Source organism: Jezberella montanilacus, assembly GCF_003003055.1.
Lineage (GTDB): Bacteria > Pseudomonadota > Gammaproteobacteria > Burkholderiales > Burkholderiaceae_B > Zwartia > Zwartia montanilacus.
This window is the reverse complement of the sequence record NZ_PVTV01000011.1, coordinates 379652-400601: the sequence shown is the minus strand read 5'-3', so window position 1 is coordinate 400601 and position 20950 is coordinate 379652. Positions and strand designations below refer to the sequence as shown.

Here is a 20950-nt window from a genome sequence, read left to right as displayed (position 1 = left end):
AGAAAAGGTCAAGAATACCTATCGTGATACAGTGTTTTCCCTTAGTATCATTGCTGGTGCTGTGCTCACCACAGACTTTTGATTGAAGAGATCTTGAAAATGCCAATTTCCAGTCCATCAACGACTCGGCCGGGTGCGTTACCAGTAGTTCTGTTGCTTGCCGTTTTAGGATTGAGCGCGTGTGGCGAAAAACCAGCATTTAGTCCTGGGCCTTCTCAAGTGGTTGCCATCACTGTTGCGCCAGAGACAGCCTCGATCCAATCAGATTTACCTGGGCGCGTCGCTGCGGTTCGTGATGCGCAGATTCGTGCGCGCGTGACGGGGATCGTCCAAAAAATTGTTTTTAAACAAGGCGCCTTAGTAAAAGAAGGTGATTTGTTGTTCAAGATCGACGCTGCGCAGTACCAAGCCGTTTATGACCAAGCAGCAGCCCAACTTAAAAAAGCTCAGGCTGATGAGTTCGCTGCGAAGATGTTGGCCAAGCGCTACGAGCCCCTGGTTGAAGCGAATGCTGTCAGTAAACAGGATTTTGACAATGCCCGCGCTGCCGCCAATCAGACTGCTGCCCTGGTGGCGGCGGCCAGGGCAAGCCTCGAGAGTGCCAAAATCAATCTCGACTACACCAACGTTAGATCCCCCATCACCGGGCGTATTGGCAAAGCCTTGGTGACAGAGGGGGCGCTGGTGGATTCGGTTTCCGCCACCCAAATGGCCTTGGTTCAGCAGCTGGATCCGATGTATGTCGATGTGAGCCAGACGACTGCCGATTTAGCCCGGTTGCGTAAACTTTTTAAAGAGGGGACGCTGCAACGGGTATCCGAGAATGAAGCCCAAGTTTCAATTGTGCTTGAAGATGGGTCCGTCTATGCCAAAGCAGGCAAACTGCTGTTCACTGGTGTCTCGGTTAACGAGACGACTGGCCAGGTTGCGCTGCGCACGGAGATCCCCAACCCTGAGGAAATTCTGCTGCCGGGAATGTTTGTTCGAGTCCGTGTTGAAGAAGGCGTAAACCAAACAGCCATTCTGGTTCCTCCTCAGTCGATACAGCGGACGCCCGATGGTCGCACGAATGTGTTGGTCGTTAAAGAAGGCAAAGTGGTGCTTGTACCCGTCAAAATTGGCCCATCTTATGCAGGGCGTGTGATAGTGAACTCTGGTCTCCAAGCTGGGGATGAGGTCATCACTGAAGGGTTCCAGAAAGTACGTCCGGGTATGCCGGTCAAGGTTGTTCCTGCTAGCAAACAGTAATAGGGACGTTTCATGCCTCAATTTTTTATTGATCGTCCGATCTTCGCTTGGGTCGTTGCAATTTTTATCAGCTTTCTGGGTATTTTGGCGATACGGTTCATGCCGATATCTCAATATCCGATTGTGGCTCCTCCTGCTATTACCATTACAGCTCAATATCCAGGTGCTTCGGCCAAAGAGGTGTCCGAGACGGTCACCAGTATTATTGAAAATCCGCTTAACGGCGCGAAGGGATTGTTGTATTACGAATCAGTCAGTGATTCAAACGGGCAAGCCCAGATTACCGTAACCTTTGCGCCTGGTACGAATCCAGATCTGGCGCAGGTCGACGTACAAAACCGTGTCGCAAACGTAGCGGCGCAGTTGCCAGATGTGGTCAACCAGCAGGGCTTGCAGTTTCAGCAGACGGGCACTGGCTTTTTGTTGATTGGTACCTTGTCATCCACCGACAACGCACTCGATCAGGCCGCCTTAGCAGACTACATCACCCGCAATATTCAAAATCCGCTTTCTCGCCTCGATGGGGTGGGCCAGTTCCGCTTGTTCGGTGCACCTCGGGCCATGAGAGTCTGGGTGGATACGGATAAGCTCACCGCGTTGGGCTTGAGCACATCTGACGTCGTCACTGCGCTTAAGCAACAAAACGTCTTGATTTCAGCAGGCAGCATCGGCGCGCCCCCCAACGGACCCGAGCAGCGAACGATGGCAACTGTTCTCGGTAACGGTCAATTGACGACCCCCGAACAGTTTGGTGAAATTGTCGTACGTGCTAATTCGGATGGGTCTTCAGTTCGTCTAAAAAACGTAGCCCGGATTGAGATTGGCTCTGAAAACTATCTGATTGCGGCTCGCTTAAACGGTAAACCTACCGCAGCCTTCGCGATTGTTCTCAAGCCGACTGCTAACGCGCTAGAGGTTGCGACAGCTGTTGAAGCCAAGATGAAAGAACTGAAGCCTTACTTTCCGGCTAACGTTGAATTCAAAATCCCCTACAACACCGCGCCTTACGTATCGACTTCAATTGAACAGGTTGTTCATACGCTGTTCGAGGCCATGATTCTGGTGTTCCTGGTCATGTATCTGTTTTTACAGGACTTCCGTTACACCTTGATCCCGGCGATTGTTGTCCCAGTAGCCATGTTGGGCACCTTTGCAGTCATGCAGGTTTTTGGATTGACCATCAATGTATTGACCTTGTTTGCCATGGTGCTAGCCATTGGCATTTTGGTTGACGATGCGATTGTGGTGGTTGAAAACGTAGAGCGAATCATGGTTGAAGAGGGGCTTTCACCGAAAGAAGCGACCGCCAAAGCCATGCCGCAGATAACCGGGGCCATTGTTGGTATTACCGCTGTACTGACCACAGTATTTTTACCGCTGGGATTCATGAGTGGCTCGGTGGGAGTGATTTACCGGCAGTTCGCTATTGGCATGTCGGTGTCGATCATGTTTTCGGCTTTTCTTGCGTTGAGCTTCACACCGGCGCTGTGCGCGACTATTTTGAAGCCCATTGTCCGTGGCCATCATGTCGAAAAGAAAGGCTTTTTCGGGTGGTTTAACAGATCTTTCAAACGCACCACGGATTCGTATGAAACGGGTGTGGGCAAGATACTGCGCCGCGGCAAGTCCGTTATGTTTATTTATCTTCTGATGTTGGGTGTCCTGGCATTTTTGTATTTGCGCATGCCATCGAGCTTCTTACCTGAAGAAGATCAAGGCTACATGCTAGCTAATATCGAGTTACCAGCTGGCGCTTCTTCCAATCGCACCCTTGATGTGCTCAAGAAGGCAGAAAACTACTATATGTCGGATCCGAATGTTAAAGATCTGATCACGGTCACCGGGTTCAGCTTTAACGGTAACGGCATGAATACGGGTCTCGCCTTCATTACCCTCAAAGACTTTGCTGAGCGCAAGGGCAGGCAGAACTCAGCACAAGCCACGGCTGGCAAGGCCTTAGGTGCTTTATTGGGTGGTATACCAGACGCAATCGTCTTTACCGTCGTCCCGCCAGCGATTCGAGAGCTTGGTAACGCGACCGGTTTTGACTTCAGACTGCAGGACCGCAGCAACCTTGGCTACGATGCTTTAATGGGGGCAACCTCACAATTGCTTGGCTTGGCCATGCAAAACCCTTCCCTGGCTCAAGTCAGGATAAGTGGTTTAGGACCAGGCTCACAGCTTTCGCTCAAGATTGATCGCGAAAAAGCCGCGGCGCAAGGCGTTAATTTCTCAGAGGCGGCAAGCCTGCTCTCATCTGCCATGGGTGCGGCTTACATCGGTAAGTTTCCCAACATGGGATGGATGCAGAACGTCTGGCTGCAAGCGGATAGGCAATTTCGCATGCAAGTTGAGGATGTTTTGAAACTGAATGCTCGAAGTACTTCGGGAGCAGTCGTGCCGTTGTCGTCGTTCGTCGATGTCGAGTGGAAGCAGGGACCAACCCAGGTGGTCCGCTACAACAGCTACCCCGCCATTCGAATAGCAGGTACTTCTGCGCCAGGGCATTCGACGGGTGAGGCGATCCAGCAAATGCAAGAGCTGATGCAGCAACTCCCGCCCGGGTTCGCTTATGAATGGGCTGGTTTGTCCTATCAGGAAAAGCAAGCTGGCACTCAAGCACCTTATCTGTTGTCGCTGGCCCTGATGGTTGTGTTTCTTGTGCTCTGTGCTTTGTATGAGAGCTGGGCGATACCTTTCTCCGTGATGCTGGTCGTGCCGTTAGGTATGCTGGGTGCAGTAGGTCTAGCCGTAGCGGTAGGTATGAGTAACGACGTGTATTTTCAGGTCGGAATGGTGACAGTGATCGGCCTCGCTGCTAAAAACGCGATTCTGATTGTTGAATTTGCAAAAGACTTATTTGCTCAGGGAAGGACACTGACAGAGGCTTCGATTGAGGCATCCAAACTTCGCTTTCGTCCTATTCTGATGACATCCTTTGCTTTTATTTTGGGCGTGTTGCCCTTGACGCTTGCAACGGGCGCAGGTTCAGCTAGCCAGCGTGCAGTGGGCTTTGGGGTCTTGGGCGGCATGCTGGCCGCGACACCTTTTGCTGTGTTGTTTGTCCCCTTGTTTTTCGTCATCGTGTTGAGGTTTTTTAAAACTAAACCGCAATTCCCAGGGATGGGAGGCAATGCAAAATGACGCATTTTCGATTCATCCCCCATGCAATCATGGCGATCACCCTAGTGGCCTTGCTAACGGGTTGCAATCTGGCGCCCGACTATGTTCGGCCAGATTCAAGCGCTCAATCAGCTTGGCATGATCAACCCGTTGCAAGTTTTGATGTGTCCACCAACGCGACGACAGTGATGAATACGCCTGTCTTGGCAACGGCAGGCCAGCCTCCTGTTGCAGAGCTTGGTTGGAAGACTTTTTTTCACGATCCTCGTTTGCAGGCCCTGTTTGAGCTTGCTTTAAAAAATAATCTTGATCTGCGTTTGGCGGTGCAGAGGGTCGAGCAGACTCGTGCTCAATATGGGATTGCTCAAAGCGCCTTATGGCCTGCAGCTCAACTCAATGCCAGCGCAACGAGAACCGGTACGGCTAATGACTTCATTACACCCTATGCCTCGAGTTCGGTCTCCAATGCGTATTCGGTCACAGCCGGTCTAACATCTTTTCAAATCGATTTTTTCGGACGTTTACGCAACCTATCTGAAGCTGCTTATCAGACGTATTTGTCGACCGAAGAGATGTCTCGTAACGTACAAATTACCATTATTGGTAGCGTGGCACAGCAATATTTTCGCGTTCGATTGGCTGACATGCTGGCAGAGTTAGCTAAGCAGACCATGGTGTCCCGCGAAGAGTCATACGCCTTAGCGAAACGTCGCTTCGAGGCGGGCGTCGTGTCTGAGCTGGATCTGAATCAGGCGAGATCCCTGCTTAACGCCTCTGCTGCCGATGTCGCCAAATACAGCCGAGATCGTGCGCAAGCAACCAATGCGCTGGAAGTATTGCTGGGACAAGCCATTCCTGGCGACCTACCTCAAGCCGGGCCATTGGGCACGGAAACCATGCTCAAACAATTGCCTGCTGGCGCGCCACTGGATTTGCTCGTCAACAGGCCCGATATTTTGGCCGCTGAACATACATTGAAATCCAATAACGCCAATATTGGTGCAGCACGTGCTGCGTTTTTCCCCTCGGTAAACTTGTTAGGATTTTTTGGCTACAGCGCTGTCTCGCCGGGTGGGGTGTTTCTGGGCCAGTCCAACGCCTGGCAAGTCAGTCCCGCCATGACTTTGCCCATTTTTAACGGTGGTGCTTTGATCGCAGGCCTTGACCTGGTTGATGCGAACAGCCGAGCTGCGGTCACTGCCTATCAAAAAACCGTACAGATAGCCTTCCGAGAGGTTTCAGATGCACTGGCTGGTGAAGCGACCTATCAAGCTGAGCTCAACGCCACGCAGTCACAAGAGCAGAGCCTTAAGCGCAGCCTAGAGCTATCTAATCTGCGTTACAGTCGTGGGGTCGATAGCTATTTGCAGGTTCAGATCGCACAGATTAATTACTACCTGGCTCGTCAGGCCGCGCTTCTGACAACGTTCAACGCAATGGTGAATCGCGTACAGCTCTACACTGCCCTCGGAGGGGGCCTCAAGCCATGATCGATTTAGGTGTAAACATTGATCACGTCGCAACGCTCAGGCAACAGCGACATACGTCCTATCCGGATCCAATTCAGGCTGCGCTGCGTGCTGAAGAGGCCGGCGCCGATCTGATCACCTTGCATTTGCGTGAAGATCGCCGCCACATTCAGGATGCCGATGTTTTTGCTATCCGTCCGCTGTTGCGCACACGTATGAATCTCGAATGTGCTGTAACAGAAGAAATGCTTGCTATCGCCTGCAAAGTCTTGCCTCAAGACGTGTGTCTGGTGCCAGAGAAACGTAGCGAGTTAACGACTGAGGGTGGTTTGGACGTAGTGAGCGGTTTTCAGTCTGTCAAAGCTGCCGTAGAAAGACTGCAGTCCGAGGGTATTCGGGTATCCTTGTTTATTGATCCTGACGCGCAGCAGATCAAAGCCGCAACAGATACTGGGGCTTCGGTGATTGAATTGCACACAGGCGCCTATGCTGAGGCTAAGACTGAGGCTGCGGTCTTGGTCGAACTGGATCGGTTAAAGCGAGCGATTCAATGCGCGATCTCTGCGGGGTTAAGAACAAATGCCGGACACGGGTTGCACGGACAGAACGTTGCGCCTATTGCCGCCCTGGACGGCATCGCCGAGTTGAATATCGGCCACGCAATCGTTGCACAGGCTATTTTTGACGGTTGGGAGACGGCCATTCGCAATATGAAAGCGGCGATCATTTCGGCGCGCCTGAATGCGCAGCGCACTGGCAAGCAGTAAATCGATCAGGTTCAATGGATAGCGCCTGATGCCTTCACCCTTGCCATCACTGATGCCACCGACTAGCGCCATCGCTGGTATCGGGCTGGATTTAATTAAAATGGATCGAATCGACCGTGCATGGCAGCGGCATCCAGACAAGTTCCCTGCAAAAATTCTCGGGCCAGATGAGTTAAAAGTATTTCAGGCTCGTGCTGCGAGAGACCGGCTGCGCGGTGTGCGCTACTTGGCTACTCGCTTTGCCGCAAAAGAGGCATTCTCCAAGGCAATTGGCCTAGGTATGCGGTCTCCTATGTGGTGGACAAGGATGCAAACGCTAAACATGGCCGGCGGCCGACCATGCGTGGTCTTATCGTCACCTTTAAAAGAATGGTTCGAGCACAGGTTTGGTGCAGCGCATATATCGCTCACCGACGAGTCGGAGTATGGTGCTGCTTACGCGGTAGTCGAATCCAAGCAAGCTTAAAAGGCGTTGTTATGTCTAGCAAGAAAAAAAATTCCTCTCTGCCTCGCGGTCCACTCATGGTCGATGTCGAAGGCTTTACCCTGACGGACATTGAAAAAGAGCGACTGAGCCATCCAATGGTTGGTGGAGTCATTTTGTTTAGCCGGAACTTTGAAAGTAGAAAGCAGTTGACCGAGCTGACTCGCAAAATACATAAGTTGCGTAAGCCGCGATTGTTGATCGCTATCGATCATGAAGGCGGTCGGGTGCAGCGTTTTCGAGAAGATGGTTTCACTGTGTTACCTTCGATGCGCAAACTGGGTGAGGCCTGGATGCAAAATCCGCTCACAGCCATGCGCCTCGCTGCCGACGTCGGTTATGTACTGGCTGCTGAGTTGCTGGCGTGCGGTGTCGATCTCAGTTTTACACCGGTGCTCGATCTTGATTACGGCGTGAGTGCTGTCATTGGTGATCGCTCGTTTCACCGCGATCCGCGCGTTGTCGCGATGCTTGCGCGTGCCTTGGCTCAAGGCCTGGGTTTTGCGGGAATGTCTGCCTGCGGTAAACATTTCCCAGGGCACGGCGCCGTTGAAGCAGATTCGCATCATGAAATTCCCCACGACAATCGTAGCCTGACAAGAATCCTTCAAGAGGATGCCGCGCCTTATCAGTGGTTGGGTGATCAGGCGATCGCCTCAGTCATGCCTGCACACGTGATTTACAACAAAATCGATGCTAAGCCCGCAGGCTTTTCCAGTATCTGGATCCAAGACGTTCTTCGAACTCGTTTAGGTTATGACGGCGTGGTGTTTTCTGATGATTTGACGATGGAAGGGGCATCTGTTGCAGGTGATATCGTTGATCGTGCACGAGCAGCGCTTGAAGCTGGCTGTGATATGGCGCTGGTATGTAACCGTCCTGATTTGGCCGATGATTTAATTCAGCGCTATCGCGTCGAGCAACTCAAAGCTTCGCAGGCACGCGTGGCGAGGTTGATGCCAAAGCGGGTCCATAGCGACTGGAAAACACTTCAACGAACACCCGCATATCAGCAGGCGCTGACGTCGGTTCGCTCTCTAAATGAAGGACGCTGAGACCCCATCGGGTTTGCCACCTGAAGCGCCCGCGTTTGATATCAAGGCGTTTCTTGCGCAATTGCCTCATTTGCCCGGTGTCTATCGACACATTGATGCCGAAGATGTGGTTTTGTATGTTGGTAAAGCACGTGATCTTAAAAAAAGGGTTTCGTCGTACTTCCAAAAAACACCGTCTAGCCCAAGAATTGGACACATGGTCGACAGGGTCGTGCGGCTTGAGGTCACAGTCACGAGATCCGAAGCCGAGGCTTTGATCCTTGAAAACAATCTCATCAAAACGCTTCGACCACGTTACAACATTTTATTTCGCGACGACAAGTCATATCCTTATTTAATGTTGTCTGGGCACGTTGCCCCACGTATCGCCTACTACCGGGGGGCGACACAGAAGAAAGGACAGTTCTTCGGGCCCTATCCAAGCGCTTGGGCGGTGCGCGAGACTATCCAGATTCTGCAGAAAGTTTTTCGTTTGCGCACATGTGAAGATACTGTGTTCGCAAACCGGTCGCGGCCCTGTCTGCAGTTTCAGATTGGCCGTTGTTCGGCGCCTTGCGTTGATGAGATATCCAAAGAAGACTACTCTGCAGACGCTAATCGTGCTGCCCGATTTTTAAATGGCGAAACACGCGAGATCATGGGCGATATTGAAGCGCGTATGCATGAAGCGGCGACTGAACTTGAGTTTGAGAAAGCTGCCTTGTTGCGCAATCAGATGGGCGCACTTGCCAGAGTCTTGCATCAGCAAACCATGGAAAACAGCGATAGCTCGGACACCGATATCATCGCGGTAGCCTCCTCTGGTGGTAAGGTCTGCGTCAATCTGGCGATGGTGCGAGGAGGGCGTCATCTCGGTGATCGCGCCTTTTTCCCGACACACACTGATAACGATGCAGCGGCAGAGGTTCTTGAAGTCTTTATGGCCCAGCATTACATTGACAACCCTTTGCCAGCCATGATTGTCGGATCCCACCCCTTGCCTGATCCAGACCTGATTGATTTATTAGCTAACGCTGGGCAAACGAAAGTCCGCTTTTTGGTGCGTCCGCAAGGTTTGGCCAAGGCCTGGCTTGAACAGGCGGCCCGAAACGCTGAAATGGCTTTGACAAACGCTCTGTCAGAGACTGGAGCGCGAAGTGCGAGAACCTTGGCGCTTGCCGAGACGCTTGGTCTTGATACCGATCCGCTGGCACTTGAAGAACTTCACATTGAATGCTTCGATATTAGCCATACCGCCGGTGAGGCGACGCAAGCGTCTTGTGTCGTGTACCACCACCATGCCATGCAGTCATCGCTGTATAGACGCTACAACATTGCTGGCATTACCCCAGGAGATGATTACGCAGCCATGAGGCAAGTGCTGACCCGTCGCTTTGGGAAAGTCGCGGACGGCGAGGCGCAGATGCCAGGGCTGGTGCTAATCGACGGGGGCAAGGGCCAAGTCGAGATCGCTCGGCAAGTTTTCGTAGAATTTGGCTTAGATGTTCAAGTCATCGTCGGTGTGGCCAAGGGCGAAAATCGCAAAGTCGGTCTTGAGACGTTGATCTTTGCGGATGACCGGCCGGCGCTGCTGCTTGGTCAAGAGTCTGCGGCATTGATGTTGATCGCTCAGATTCGCGATGAAGCACATCGGTTTGCCATCACCGGGATGCGAGCTAAACGCGCGAAGGCGCGCAATGTTTCCAGACTTGAGGACATCGATGGGGTAGGTGCCAAGCGCAGGCAAAAACTGTTGGCTCGCTTCGGTGGTTTCTCAGGCGTTGTCTCGGCAAGCATAGAAGATTTGTCATCGGTCGAGGGAATCTCGCCAGATTTAGCCGAACGTATCTATTTTGCACTGAGATGAATTGAGTGAAGTGACTTTTCAAAAATCATGCAAAGCTATCGGTTAGCATACGCACATGCCTATTAATTTACCGATTATTCTTACCTGGTTGCGGATCGGCATGATCCCTTTAGTTGTCGCGCTCTTTTACGTGCCTGACAGCATTATCCACACACAATTGCGGGATGCGATTGCGGCGTCTGCGTTTATTCTCGCTGCACTGACAGATTGGTTGGATGGCTGGCTGGCCAGGCGCTGGAACCAAACCTCATCTTTCGGGGCGTTTCTCGATCCGGTTGCCGATAAGTTGATGGTTTGCGCGGCACTGGTCGTGTTACTGAGCCTTGATCGAGTCGACTCGCTGATCGCTGTTGTCATTGTCGGGCGTGAAATTACGATATCTGCGTTACGCGAGTGGATGGCGCAACTCGGTGCGCGAGCCAACGTTGCTGTTCACTGGTTAGGTAAATTTAAAACAGCTGCCCAAATGATTGCCATTCCCTGCCTGCTCTATCCCTACACCCTGTTCGAAATTCCTCTGGCCAAAGCCGGATTGATTCTGATTATCATCGCCGCAATCCTGACTGTTTGGTCAATGTTCTATTACCTGCGCCGGGCTTGGCCAGTCATTCGCGAAAAGGCAATTTGAGGGGGCAACTACTCGCTCGGATTGCTAGTGCGGCTCGTTAATTATTACTGCCTGGCGCTTCTGCAGATATTCGGCTCAGACATATCTGGTGTTGCGCGCCAGGGATTAATATCAAGCCCTCCGCGCCTGGTATAGCGTGCATAGACGGATAAGGACTTAGGCCGACAGCTCGACATGAGGTCCATGAAGATTTTTTCGACGCAATGCTCGTGAAAACCATTGTGAAGCCGATAAGAAACGATATATTTCAACAAGCTTGCATGATCAATCGCCTTGCCTGAGTATTCGATCTCGATGCAAGCCCAATCAGGTTGATCGGTCACGGGGCAGTTGGATTTAAGTAGTCTTGAAAAAACCTTTTCGTTTTGAACGGTTCTGTCATTCAATCCCGACGCGGCATTGACCGCGGCACTCGCAAGTTTTAACAGTGACGCGTTCGGTTCGTATGTGTCTATTTCAACATCGAGCTTGTCAAGGTTAATCCCGTCGAATTCTTTGATCTGTTCACCAGCAAATTGATCTGGGCCGATTAACTCGATGTCAACGTCTCCGCCGAGTATTGCCTGCAAATCCAGCCGCAAGCGATCAAACACCTGGTGGACTGTTTCGAATCGAGTCTGATTGAAGCTGTTCAGATAGAGTTTGAAAGACTTAGACTCAATAATATTAGGGCTCGTGATCGCGACTTTTATCCGCAACAAGGCTACTTTAGGCAGACCTTTGGCATTCAGCCAGGAGAGCTCGTAGGCATTCCACAAATCCCAGCCCGTGAAGGGGAGGGGTGAAGACAGATCCAATCCAAGACTGCGTCTTGCCTCTGCACGAGCGATAGGGAAAAGCAAGGAGGCACTATACCCGCTGGGATAGGATACAGACTTGCCTAAAGGCACATCAAGCGGGATATTAGGCGAGCTAGTTTCAGAAAAGTGAGTCATTGATGCGTGAGGGTGGTTAGCCTAACCATGACGTTCACCGGCTAGTAAACGTACAGCAGTGTAGGTCATCACATCGAGACCGTTTTGATTTTTAACATCAATGCGAGAGGTTACGACAGCCCGATTATTTTTGGATGTCGGCTTGATACCGGTGACTTCGATTTCAGCCCATATCGTGTCTCCCGCCATGACCGGGGCAAGCACTTTTTTATGAACTTCAAGCAAGGCCAAACCAGTGCCTTGAACCATACCTTGCATGACAAAACCCTCAATCAAGGTATAAGTTAGCGCACCGGGTGCAGGGCGGCCTTTCATCGCACCGTGCTCAAAGGTGATGTCAATAAAAATAGTCTCAAGCATGCCAGTCACACTGACAAAGTTGATGATGTCAGTTTCAGTGATTGTGCGTTTGAATGTGCGTAACTTCTGACCCACCGACAATTCCTGCCAGATGTATCCCGCACCCATTAAGGGCAGCTTGCTCATTTTGTCGACCCCATGGCGTGCTGTTTGGCTGCGCCGCTCTGAAGCAGTGACTCCACCGCTGTAAGCGGGACGCCAGCGGCTAACAATGTTTCGCGCGTATCGGCACCAAGTCTTGGCGGCATGATTGGCTCGACCTGCGACTTTTGCATCCGAACGGGATGACGGGTAAATCGGTAGGTACGACCTTGCTCGTCCTGGAGATCTTGAAAAAAATCTACGCTTTTCAAATGAGGGTCTGACTCCAGATCCTCTAGCCGATTGATAGGGGCTGCTGGAATCTCATATTGGTCACAAAAGGCAAGCCAGAAAGCGGTTTTTTTGTCAGCGACAATTCGACCGGCCGTTTCATAGAGTGCTGCGATATGCTGGGTGCGCATAGACATCGTTTTGAATCTATCATCAGCAGCCAGTTCCAGGCTGCCCGTGCCGGTAAAAAAATTAGCCCAGTGTTTATCGGTGTAGGGCATCATGCAAATATAACCGTCGCTGGTTTGGTAAGGTTTTCGCCAGGGAGTCAGGGCTCTGGGGTAACCAATCTCGTCGCATAGCCCGGGCAAATGATGGCCATAAAAGTGTTCGACCATGACAAAACCAGTCATGGTTTCAAACATGGGAATTTCAATGAACTGACCTTCGCCCGAGCGCTCACGCTGAAACAGTGCCGCCAGGATGGCATGCGTTGCAACCATCCCGCACGTTTTGTCTGCAGCGACTGTTGGCAGGTAGCGTGGTGTTCCTCCCTGCCGAGTCATGAGGTCAGCGACACCGCTCAGGCCTTGTATTACATCGTCGTAGGCGGGTTGCCCAGCGTAGGCACCACCATTGCCAAATCCGTGCAGTCCAGCGTAGACAAGTTTTGGATTTCGAGCCAACAGTGTTTCGTGATCGAGCCCAAGTGCCGCCATTTTCTGAGGGCGCACGCTATGCATAAACACGTCTGCCTGATCAATCAAGGTCAGCAGTGCCGCTAATGCGTCGGGTTGTTTCAGATCCAGGCAAACGCTTTTTTTGTTGCGGTTAACGCCCAAGAATATTGCTGACAAGCCTTGCTCGTGATGGGCGCCGGTATAGCGAGTTGAGTCTCCCTCAGGCGCTTCGACTTTAATGACTTCTGCTCCGTAATCAGCGAGTGTCTGGCTAGCATAGGGGCCGAACAGTACCGAAGTCATATCGATAATTTTGATGCCACCCAAAGCCGACTTAGCTTGAGTCTGTGTTTGTTTGCTCATTTTTTTAATGTTTTGCTGTAATGAAATCTGGCTTTTGCCAAGAAGAAAGCATGAACCCAGAAGCGGGTTAATCTTCAACGTATGAAACCTTAACATGTCTATTGACGGACCCTGCCTATGTTGACCGCACTTGATTTCACCCCCGTTCCCAAAGAGGAACTCGCTTTTCGAGGACAAATCAGATCATTTCTGCAAGAGGCCCTGGCAGACTATCCCTACCACCAGCGAGCTCGCTCCTGGATGGGTTCTAGCGCAGAGTTCAGCCGTAAGCTCGGCGCTCAGGGTTGGTTAGGGCTGACGGTCCCCAAAGAGTTTGGGGGAGCTGGAAAGGGATTTTTCTCGCGCTTTATTTTGGCAGAAGAGCTTTTAGCATCTGGTGCACCAGTAGCCAGTCATTGGATTGCAGACCGTCAGAGTGCGCCGCTGTTATTACGCTACGGTACTGACGCTCAGCGCCGACAATACATTCCGAAGATTTGTCGTGGCGAGTCTTTTTTTTGTATCGGAATGAGTGAGTCGAATTCAGGCTCAGACCTAGCCAGTATCAGAACTCGTGCGGTGCTCAACGACCAAGGCTGGTTGCTCAACGGCAGCAAAATCTGGACCACCAATGCACATCAATGTGACTACATGATTGCGCTCGTGAGAACCTCGGGTGAAGCAGCCGATCGTCAACAGGGTTTATCGCAAGTTCTGATCGATTTGACGCTACCAGGCGTGACACGCAAACCAATTGTTGACTTAGCAGGGGATGCGCATTTTTCAGAGGTATTTTTTGATAATGTGCAATTAGCCGCTGACGCCCTGATTGGGGTAGAAGGCCAGGGCTGGGATCAAGTGACTGCAGAACTCGCCTTCGAGCGCAGTGGCCCTGAGCGGATCTACTCAAGTATGGCACTGCTTGATTGTTGGGTTAATGCGCTGCGCGAGCAGCACGTTTCGGATTCAGCGACGCAGGCCTTGGTTGGCGGCTTGGTGGCAGAAATGGCAGTCTTGAGAGGCTTGTCGCTCGCGGTGACAAAAAAACTTGTTGATGGTGAAAGTCCCGCCATTGAGGCTTCGGTTGTCAAAGATTTCGGCACGGATTTTGAGCAAAAAGTGATTCGCCAGGTGAGCGCCTGGTTAGGTAGCAACCCTGACTTCGTCGTCTCGGGCGACTTGCTCAAAGCCCTTGGCTATCTGGAACAAATGGGCGTTACCTTCTCCTTGCGAGGCGGTACTCGTGAGATCCTTCGAGGGATTATTGCTCGCGGTCTAGGCCTCCGTTAAATTTTTAAAGTGAATCACATCATGCAAGACTCTTTTTTTGACAGCACTGAAAAACTGCTTTCTGAAGTCAGTTCTCCCGCACTGATCCGCAAGATTGAACACGGCGGTGACACAACTGCCATGTGGTCGAGCCTTGAGGCATCTGGTTTCGGTGATGCGTTGGTACCTGAAAGCGCCGGAGGAGCAGGTTTGACGCTCTCAGATATTGGCTCTGTTCTTTTTTCAATCGGTCGGCATGCGGTCCCGTTGCCCTTCGCCCACACTCTTTTGGCACGCGCCTGGTTAAACGATGCTGGGCTAGCACTACCCAAAGGTGCCGTGACTTTTGCGCCTTTTCAAGTGGACAAGTCGGGCGATGGGGTTACCGCCCGTGCCGTCAGTTTTGGTAAAACAACTGACTGGGTGCTTGCCCAAAAAAATGAAGACGTGTGGTTGTTGCCCGTTGCGGAGGCAAGCGTCGCCACCTCTGGCGGCTATGGGTCAGTAGACGCTGATCTGCGCTGGCCAACCGAGGTCGGAAAACGAAGTTTGATCGGCCGCTGGTCAGTTGACCAGTTTCAACCTTTGCTTGCGCTATCAATGGCTGCCCTGATTGCTGGCGTCTCTGATCGGGTTTACGAAATGACGTTGGCTTACGCTAATCAACGCGTGCAGTTTGGTAAACCCATTGGGAAGTTTCAAGCACTGCAGCAACAAATTAGCGAGATGGCTGAACAAGTGTTCGGGGCGCGAATGGCCGTGCAAATGGCCTGTCAAAGCAATAGCTGGCGACCATTGCCTGCCTTGGCAGCAATGGCTAAAGCACAAACCAGTCAGGCCGTGGCTAGAGTTAGCTCTACCGCGCACGCGGTACACGGTGCAATTGGCGTGACTGCCGAGTACGACTTGCAGTTATACACTCGGCGATTGAACGAATGGGCTCGCTTGGGTGGTGGTTATGGATACTGGGCACATAAGCTAGGAGCCAGCGTATTACAATGCGATCGCTCCGTGCTGGACTATGTCAGACTAGATTTGTTCGGCGAGCCTGTGTGAATTGAGATGATGAGATAAAAGTCCTGCCAATGAAGCAACAAGATTTGCCTGATTTTATTAGCGGCCCGTCAGTATGGAAAGGTCCTGTATTTTCGGCAAGCGGCGTTTGGCGACACACCTTAACTGATGCTGAGGTCGCTGAAGTCGCCCTTGCGGCACGATCTTTTCTAGAGATCACAGACAATATCGGGAAGATGACGATCGAGCAGTTTTCACTGCCAACGCTTGGTCGTCGCTTACGTGCAATTCGTGACGAGCTGCTCAACGGATCGGGCGTCGCGCTTTTGCAGGCCTTGCCAGTCAAAGAGTGGTCTACTCAATTAAGCGCAACTGCTTTTTTCGGTATTGGATTGCATCTGGGTCTGCCAAGACCTCAGAACGCCAAAGGCCATTTACTTGGGCACGTGGTTGATATGGGTATGGATGCCAACGACCCCAACGTGCGGATTTATCAGACTCACGAGCGACAAACTTTCCATACCGATAGTAGCGATATCGTTGGTCTGTTGTGTTTGCAGCAAGCTAAATCCGGGGGCGACTCGGCACTCGTTTCATCCAACACCATCTTTAATGAAATGAAAGCTAAGCATCCGAAACTGGCAGCCGCGTTGTTCGACCCGATTGCGACAGATCGCAGAGGCGAATTTACAGCGGGACAGAAGCCTTTTTTTGAGATCCCGGTTTTTAACTGGCATGCAGGCTTGATGTCCAGTATCTATCAGCGTCAATATATCGACTCTGCCCAGCGTTTCGAAGACGCCATGCGATTGACAACGACGCATGTCGAAGCATTGGATTGTTTTGATTCCCTGGCCAATGATGCAGCGTTGAATTTTCTCATGCGCCTGGAACCCGGCGATATGCAGTTTGTCCACAATCATAGTTTGCTTCACGATCGAACCGCCTTTGAGGATTGGTCTGATCCCGCTCGTCGTAGACATCTTCTGCGTCTTTGGATTTCCTCGCCTGATGCCCGCCCACTCCCCGACGTGTTTGCCCAACGCTATGGCACGGTGGTGCCCGGCATTCGAGGCGGTGTGATGGTTCCTGCCGATCAATGGCATGTGCCTTTGACAGCTGCCTGATCGTTTTGTCTCAAAAGGGATATTCATGACTTCATTATCAAACTTCCTTAAGTTGGCCTTACTCGCGGTGATGGCTGTGTGCCTGTTAGGCTGCCAGTCTAAGACGGAGGCTAAGCGCGATGATGGTGTTCTTAAAACCATCGCGGCGGTTATTAAAGGCGCTAGCTTGAGCTCGGCCAAGAATGCTGTCTATGCCGCCTGTACCCAACTTGGCTACAAAGTCGTGTCGACTGCGGATCCCATTGTTTGTGAGCAAAGTAAATTGAGCGAAAAGCGCGAGCGCGAGCTGATGCAATGGCTTGGTACACAGATACAAGGCTTGGATAATGAGTACACGATGGCACCCAAAGCGTTTATCAGCTTTGGGGTCAAGGCTAACGCCGCAGATGTCGATGTCATCGCAAACGCCTATGCGACGGTCTTGGATTTAGGTGAAACCCCCAGAAAATACAATCTCAGTGATGAAACCGCCGTGCAACAAATTCAGGCTTTGCTGGGTGCAGCAGGTGCGCGATGAGCGGTTCAGATCATCCGGGTCATTGGGATTTCAAACCTTATCGCTTGACCGTTGCTCGGATACTTAACGAGCATCAACCAGCGACGGTGTTAGATATAGCCTGCGGTGAAGGTTGGATTAAAAAGTGCATGAAAACCCCTGTCTTTGTTCACGGGCTTGATTTCTATGAATCAGCACCCGAAGACTACGATTTGTTCTCCTCCTTCTGGATGGATGAGGGCGTACCCGATAGCTGTGGTTTGTTTGATGTAGCCGTCTGCTGTGAGGCGATTCCCTACTTACAAAACTTTGGTGTTTTCTTTCAAAGTGTCAATCGGCACCTTAAGCCAGGTGGTAGATTTATCTTGTCCGTGCCAAATTCGATCTACGCCGCATCCAGAGTTGATCACGTCATTCAGGGCTTTCCGCGAGCAAATAACTATTTTGTGAATACGGTAGCCGACTCGCATATGCCTTGGCTACCGCTGAATTTTTATCAAATCCGCTTTTTGCTCGGCATGAACGGCTTTGGTGACGTAGCGGTGCACGAGGTTGACGAACCGAAGCCCAAACACGCATGGGAAAAGCTGGTCGGCCTTGTTTCAAAGGCGTATATTCGTCGCCGTTTGCGGAAGTCTCGTACCGAAGAAGAACAAAAAATGTGGACGCAAGCCTTGACCGACCAATTAGTCTATGGCCGGCGTCTGGTCCTTTCGGCAGTCAAATTAACCAGCTGATTTCGCTGTTTTCGTTTTTGCAGTGTTGGTTTTTGCAGATTTGGCTTTTGCTGTCTTGGTCGTTTTCTTGGTGCCGGTCGAGCTTTTTGCTACCGTTTTCTTGGTTCCGGACGATTTTTTTACGTTGTTGGACTTCTTGGCTTGCGTCGACGAGGTATTTTTTGTTGTCGCAGTTTTGGCAGCTACGACTGGGGCTGCGCTTGAAAGAAACGCCGCTAACGTCGCGCTGATGAGTAATTTTTTCAACATAAGACTTCCTTTTATCTACAACTGCAACAATTTTGTAACCTAGTTGACTCGCATTTTAATCTTTTTGGTCGTAAAGTAGCGTGATTGTCATCATTGGTAACTAGGATTTGTGCTCGTTGTATTTAACGCGGCTACCAAAGACCGGCAATTGATTTTGGCATCGTCGGATTGGACGCAGCTAAGCTGATTAATAATTGATAAAAATTATCAGGAGCAAAAATGAAACTAAACGTAAACGGCGCAAGCGTCGATTTTGAAGGCGATGCAAATACGCCCTTGTTGTGGGTCTTACGTGACCATCTCAACATCACAACGCCAAAATTTGGTTGCGGTGCAGGGCTCTGTGGAGCCTGTACAGTTCACCTTGAAGGCGAGGCGATTCGCTCCTGTTCTTTGCCCGTGTCAGCAGCCATGGGTAAACGTGTGACAACACTCGAGGGCTTGCCTGCTGCACTCAGTAAACCCATTCAAGACGCCTGGATCGCTGAGTCGGTTCCCCAATGCGGCTACTGCCAGTGCGGGCAGATGATGTCTGCCGCTGCCTTGCTATCCAAGAACAAAACGCCTAGCGAGACTCAAATCGTCGAAGCCATGGACGGCAATATTTGTCGTTGTGGCACCTATTCACGCATTAAGAAAGCCATCGTTCGCGCTGGCAACAACATTGCTTAATGAACGCAATAGGAGACTAAAAATGGATCGTCGCTCATTTATTAAATCAAGTGCCGTGCTCGGCTCGGGACTGTTGGTTGGTTTTTCCTTTAAGCAAAACATGGCAATAGCTGGCGAAGCCGCTCTGGCCAATCCGTGGCTTCGAATTGATACCGATAATTCGGTCACGATCACTGTTGCTCGCTCTGAGATGGGACAGGACGTTTACACGTCCATGAGTATGCTGATTGCTGACGAGTTGGATTATCCGTTGGGCAAGGTCAAGATTGAAATGGCCGCCGTCGATCCCAAAGCATATGGTAATGATGCGCTGGGTGGTGCCCAGATAACGGGTGGCTCGACTTCCATGCGCGATGCCTGGATCAAGTTGCGCACGGTTGGCGCCACCGCACGAGAAATGCTGGTTGCAGCTGCCGCACAAAAATGGAACGTCCCAGCATCACAGTGTGTTGCGAGTGACGGCATGGTGACGGCAGGCGCTAACAAGGCAAGCTACGGCGAGCTGGCTGCTGCCGCTGCAATGGTCAAACCTTCTGGCAAACCAGCACTCAAAACACCAGCACAGTTCAAATACATTGGTAAAGCATTTGGCCGTCTGGATACGCCAGCCAAAGTAATGGGTACCGCTCAGTACGGTATTGACGTTCGTCAGCCAGGTATGTTGTCCGCAGCGATTGCCATGAGCCCCGTCATTGGTGGCAAAGTGGTGAGTTATGACGCGACAGCTGCTAAAGCGGTGCCTGGTGTTGAAGCGATCGTCCAGGTACCTGATGGTGTGGGTGTGGTTGCTAAGGACTTTTACACAGCTAAAAAAGCGCGCGATTTGCTCAATGTGGTCTGGGATAACGGTAATACCGCACCCACCGCTGATATGGCAGCGATCAAAAAGGGCTTGCGAGCAGCCAGCAAGACCAAAGGCGCAATCGTTGGTAAAGCAGGCAATGTCGAGGCGCCAATGACTGGTGCGGTCAAGCAGCTGACAGCTGAATACGAGCTACCCTTTGCTGCGCACGCCACGCTTGAGCCCATGAACTGCTCAGTAACGATCGCGAACGGCGAGTGTCACGTCTGGGGTCCTGTGCAGTTCCAGCAAGGTACACAAGGCGTCGCAGCAGCTGCGTCAGGCATGCCACCAGAAAAGGTTTTTGTTCATACAACCTTCTTAGGTGGTGGTTATGGCCGTAAACTTGAAAACGACTTCGTTGGTCAGGCCGTATCGATTGCTAAAGCCAGCGGCAAGTCCATCCGTCTGACCTGGACGCGTGAAGACGACATGACGCATGACTTCTATCGCCCAATTAGCTTGAGTCAACTGGCTGGCGGATTTGACGCCAAGGGCAACTTGATCGGCCTGTCATCTAAGTTGACATCGCCATCGGTGACTGCACGTGCCTTCCCTGGTTTCGTTGTAAAAGGTAACGATCCCTTTATGACTGAGGGCACGGCTAATCTGACGTACGGCGTAAAAAACTATCGTGCCGAAAACGTCATTCACGATACCGGTATTCGGGTTGGCTACTGGCGTGCAGTGAGTAACAACTTGAACGCTTTCGCTGTCGAGAGCTTCATGGACGAACTCGCTGCTGAAGCGGGTCAGGATCCGGTTGAGTTTCGTATGGCACTGTTGGGCAAGCAACCACGTGCGCAAAAAGTGCTTGCGACAGCGTCTGAAAAAGCTGGTTGGGGGATGCTGCGTCAACGGGGTACGGCCCTAGGTGTTGCGCAAATGGAGTGCTACGGTGCTTACATTGCTGTTGTCGCTGAAGTGTCTCTTAAAGATGGGATCCCGAAGGTGCATAAATTGACTTGCGCTGTGGACGTTGGCGTCGCCGTTCGCCCCGACCAGGTCGTTGCGCAAATCGAAAGTGCAATGCTGCTCGGTTTCTCAACGTCGATGAAGAACGCAATTACCTTCAAAGACGGCGCAGCGCAGCAGCGTAACTTTGATACCTATCCGATGATGCGTATGTCTGATTTGCCTGTGATCGACATCACCGTGATTCAGGGCGGTGATGCGCCATCCGGGTTGGGTGAAGTCGGTACGCCACTGGTTGCGCCAGCCATTGCAAACGCGATCGTGGCAGCGGGTGGTCAGAGAACTCGTGCTCTGCCCTTTATCAAAGCCTAAGCAGTTACG

The 20950-nt window shown here is 51.6% G+C and carries 18 protein-coding genes and 1 pseudogene; 15 read left to right on the top strand and 4 right to left on the bottom strand.

Translation table 11 applies throughout. The annotated features are described in order from the left end of the window. The first annotated feature begins 99 nt into the window (after window positions 1-99). From BCM14_RS03495 to pgsA, 8 genes and pseudogenes are all read left to right on the top strand, one after another. On the top strand, window positions 100-1248 hold the full coding sequence (locus tag BCM14_RS03495) for an efflux RND transporter periplasmic adaptor subunit (protein ID WP_106227023.1): 1149 nt from the start codon (window positions 100-102) through the stop codon (window positions 1246-1248). Window positions 1249-1260: 12 nt separating this feature from the next. Next, window positions 1261-4371: pseudogene (locus tag BCM14_RS03490) on the top strand (efflux RND transporter permease subunit); the annotation flags it as partial. A gap of 17 nt (window positions 4372-4388) precedes the next feature. Beyond that, window positions 4389-5861: an efflux transporter outer membrane subunit gene (locus BCM14_RS03485; protein ID WP_106226590.1), complete on the top strand. Its 1473-nt coding sequence runs from the start codon at window positions 4389-4391 to the stop codon at window positions 5859-5861. Further along, window positions 5858-6607 carry a pyridoxine 5'-phosphate synthase gene (locus BCM14_RS03480; RefSeq protein WP_106226589.1) on the top strand — a complete coding sequence of 250 codons (750 nt, stop codon included), beginning with the start codon at window positions 5858-5860 and terminating at the stop codon, window positions 6605-6607. The genes BCM14_RS03485 and BCM14_RS03480 overlap by 4 nt, the downstream gene beginning before the upstream one ends. A gap of 28 nt (window positions 6608-6635) precedes the next feature. Continuing rightward, entirely contained in the window at window positions 6636-7073 is a 438-nt protein-coding gene (acpS, locus tag BCM14_RS03475) for a holo-ACP synthase (protein WP_106226588.1), read from the top strand. A gap of 11 nt (window positions 7074-7084) precedes the next feature. After that, window positions 7085-8146: a beta-N-acetylhexosaminidase gene (gene nagZ / locus BCM14_RS03470; RefSeq protein WP_106226587.1), complete on the top strand. Its 1062-nt coding sequence runs from the start codon at window positions 7085-7087 to the stop codon at window positions 8144-8146. Continuing rightward, complete coding sequence (uvrC, locus tag BCM14_RS03465) at window positions 8133-9992, top strand: excinuclease ABC subunit UvrC (RefSeq protein ID WP_106226586.1); 1860 nt, start codon at window positions 8133-8135, stop codon at window positions 9990-9992. The genes nagZ and uvrC overlap by 14 nt, the downstream gene beginning before the upstream one ends. Before the next feature lie 55 nt (window positions 9993-10047). Then, entirely contained in the window at window positions 10048-10620 is a 573-nt protein-coding gene (gene pgsA / locus BCM14_RS03460) for a CDP-diacylglycerol--glycerol-3-phosphate 3-phosphatidyltransferase (protein ID WP_106226585.1), read from the top strand. Window positions 10621-10664: 44 nt separating this feature from the next. Here pgsA and queF read toward each other — a convergent pair whose 3' ends face one another. The 3 genes from queF to BCM14_RS03445 are packed head-to-tail and all read right to left on the bottom strand — an operon-like array spanning window position 10665 to window position 13270. After that, window positions 10665-11555: an NADPH-dependent 7-cyano-7-deazaguanine reductase QueF gene (gene queF, locus BCM14_RS03455; RefSeq protein WP_259673399.1), complete on the bottom strand. Its 891-nt coding sequence runs from the start codon at window positions 11553-11555 to the stop codon at window positions 10665-10667. Window positions 11556-11576: 21 nt separating this feature from the next. Beyond that, window positions 11577-12041, bottom strand: coding sequence for a MaoC family dehydratase (locus BCM14_RS03450; RefSeq protein WP_106226584.1), 465 nt, complete (start codon window positions 12039-12041; stop codon window positions 11577-11579). Next, window positions 12038-13270: a CaiB/BaiF CoA transferase family protein gene (locus BCM14_RS03445; protein WP_106227021.1), complete on the bottom strand. Its 1233-nt coding sequence runs from the start codon at window positions 13268-13270 to the stop codon at window positions 12038-12040. The genes BCM14_RS03450 and BCM14_RS03445 overlap by 4 nt, the downstream gene beginning before the upstream one ends. Before the next feature lie 117 nt (window positions 13271-13387). On the opposite strand from BCM14_RS03445, the gene BCM14_RS03440 reads away from it, so the two are divergent. From BCM14_RS03440 to BCM14_RS03420, 5 genes are read left to right on the top strand one after another with little or no spacing between them, the layout of a single operon-like run. Then, entirely contained in the window at window positions 13388-14539 is a 1152-nt protein-coding gene (locus BCM14_RS03440; RefSeq protein ID WP_106226583.1) for an acyl-CoA dehydrogenase family protein, read from the top strand. 21 nt (window positions 14540-14560) lie between these two features. Beyond that, entirely contained in the window at window positions 14561-15574 is a 1014-nt protein-coding gene (locus BCM14_RS03435) for an acyl-CoA dehydrogenase family protein (RefSeq protein ID WP_106226582.1), read from the top strand. A 29-nt stretch (window positions 15575-15603) separates the two neighbouring features. Continuing rightward, window positions 15604-16659: a TauD/TfdA family dioxygenase gene (locus BCM14_RS03430; RefSeq protein ID WP_106226581.1), complete on the top strand. Its 1056-nt coding sequence runs from the start codon at window positions 15604-15606 to the stop codon at window positions 16657-16659. Between the two features lie 25 nt (window positions 16660-16684). Beyond that, a complete protein-coding gene (locus tag BCM14_RS03425; RefSeq protein WP_106226580.1) occupies window positions 16685-17176 on the top strand; it encodes a hypothetical protein in 492 nt (163 codons plus the stop codon). Further along, window positions 17173-17892, top strand: coding sequence for a class I SAM-dependent methyltransferase (locus BCM14_RS03420; RefSeq protein ID WP_106226579.1), 720 nt, complete (start codon window positions 17173-17175; stop codon window positions 17890-17892). The genes BCM14_RS03425 and BCM14_RS03420 overlap by 4 nt, the downstream gene beginning before the upstream one ends. On the opposite strand, the gene BCM14_RS03415 is transcribed toward BCM14_RS03420, so the two are convergent. Continuing rightward, entirely contained in the window at window positions 17881-18141 is a 261-nt protein-coding gene (locus BCM14_RS03415; RefSeq protein ID WP_106226578.1) for a hypothetical protein, read from the bottom strand. The two genes, BCM14_RS03420 and BCM14_RS03415, sit on opposite strands and share 12 nt — an antisense overlap. A gap of 219 nt (window positions 18142-18360) precedes the next feature. Between BCM14_RS03415 and BCM14_RS03410 the strand changes: the two genes are divergently transcribed. Together BCM14_RS03410 and BCM14_RS03405 are read left to right on the top strand one after the other, a co-directional pair. Next, on the top strand, window positions 18361-18813 hold the full coding sequence (locus BCM14_RS03410) for a (2Fe-2S)-binding protein (protein WP_106226577.1): 453 nt from the start codon (window positions 18361-18363) through the stop codon (window positions 18811-18813). A 22-nt stretch (window positions 18814-18835) separates the two neighbouring features. Then, window positions 18836-20941: a xanthine dehydrogenase family protein molybdopterin-binding subunit gene (locus tag BCM14_RS03405; protein WP_106226576.1), complete on the top strand. Its 2106-nt coding sequence runs from the start codon at window positions 18836-18838 to the stop codon at window positions 20939-20941. The last annotated feature ends 9 nt before the right edge of the window (window positions 20942-20950 follow it).

What these genes read in the sequence shown, in the direction of transcription:
- BCM14_RS03495 (WP_106227023.1), top strand. Translation starts at nt 100, where the DNA reads ATGCCAATTTCCAGTCCATCAACGACTCGGCCGGGTGCGTTACCAGTA.
- BCM14_RS03485 (WP_106226590.1), top strand. Translation starts at nt 4,389, where the DNA reads ATGACGCATTTTCGATTCATCCCCCATGCAATCATGGCGATCACCCTA.
- BCM14_RS03480 (WP_106226589.1), top strand. Translation starts at nt 5,858, where the DNA reads ATGATCGATTTAGGTGTAAACATTGATCACGTCGCAACGCTCAGGCAA.
- acpS (WP_106226588.1), top strand. Translation starts at nt 6,636, where the DNA reads ATGCCTTCACCCTTGCCATCACTGATGCCACCGACTAGCGCCATCGCT.
- nagZ (WP_106226587.1), top strand. Translation starts at nt 7,085, where the DNA reads ATGTCTAGCAAGAAAAAAAATTCCTCTCTGCCTCGCGGTCCACTCATG.
- uvrC (WP_106226586.1), top strand. Translation starts at nt 8,133, where the DNA reads ATGAAGGACGCTGAGACCCCATCGGGTTTGCCACCTGAAGCGCCCGCG.
- pgsA (WP_106226585.1), top strand. Translation starts at nt 10,048, where the DNA reads ATGCCTATTAATTTACCGATTATTCTTACCTGGTTGCGGATCGGCATG.
- queF (WP_259673399.1), bottom strand. Translation starts at nt 11,555, where the DNA reads ATGACTCACTTTTCTGAAACTAGCTCGCCTAATATCCCGCTTGATGTG.
- BCM14_RS03450 (WP_106226584.1), bottom strand. Translation starts at nt 12,041, where the DNA reads ATGAGCAAGCTGCCCTTAATGGGTGCGGGATACATCTGGCAGGAATTG.
- BCM14_RS03445 (WP_106227021.1), bottom strand. Translation starts at nt 13,270, where the DNA reads ATGAGCAAACAAACACAGACTCAAGCTAAGTCGGCTTTGGGTGGCATC.
- BCM14_RS03440 (WP_106226583.1), top strand. Translation starts at nt 13,388, where the DNA reads ATGTTGACCGCACTTGATTTCACCCCCGTTCCCAAAGAGGAACTCGCT.
- BCM14_RS03435 (WP_106226582.1), top strand. Translation starts at nt 14,561, where the DNA reads ATGCAAGACTCTTTTTTTGACAGCACTGAAAAACTGCTTTCTGAAGTC.
- BCM14_RS03430 (WP_106226581.1), top strand. Translation starts at nt 15,604, where the DNA reads ATGAAGCAACAAGATTTGCCTGATTTTATTAGCGGCCCGTCAGTATGG.
- BCM14_RS03425 (WP_106226580.1), top strand. Translation starts at nt 16,685, where the DNA reads ATGACTTCATTATCAAACTTCCTTAAGTTGGCCTTACTCGCGGTGATG.
- BCM14_RS03420 (WP_106226579.1), top strand. Translation starts at nt 17,173, where the DNA reads ATGAGCGGTTCAGATCATCCGGGTCATTGGGATTTCAAACCTTATCGC.
- BCM14_RS03415 (WP_106226578.1), bottom strand. Translation starts at nt 18,141, where the DNA reads ATGTTGAAAAAATTACTCATCAGCGCGACGTTAGCGGCGTTTCTTTCA.
- BCM14_RS03410 (WP_106226577.1), top strand. Translation starts at nt 18,361, where the DNA reads ATGAAACTAAACGTAAACGGCGCAAGCGTCGATTTTGAAGGCGATGCA.
- BCM14_RS03405 (WP_106226576.1), top strand. Translation starts at nt 18,836, where the DNA reads ATGGATCGTCGCTCATTTATTAAATCAAGTGCCGTGCTCGGCTCGGGA.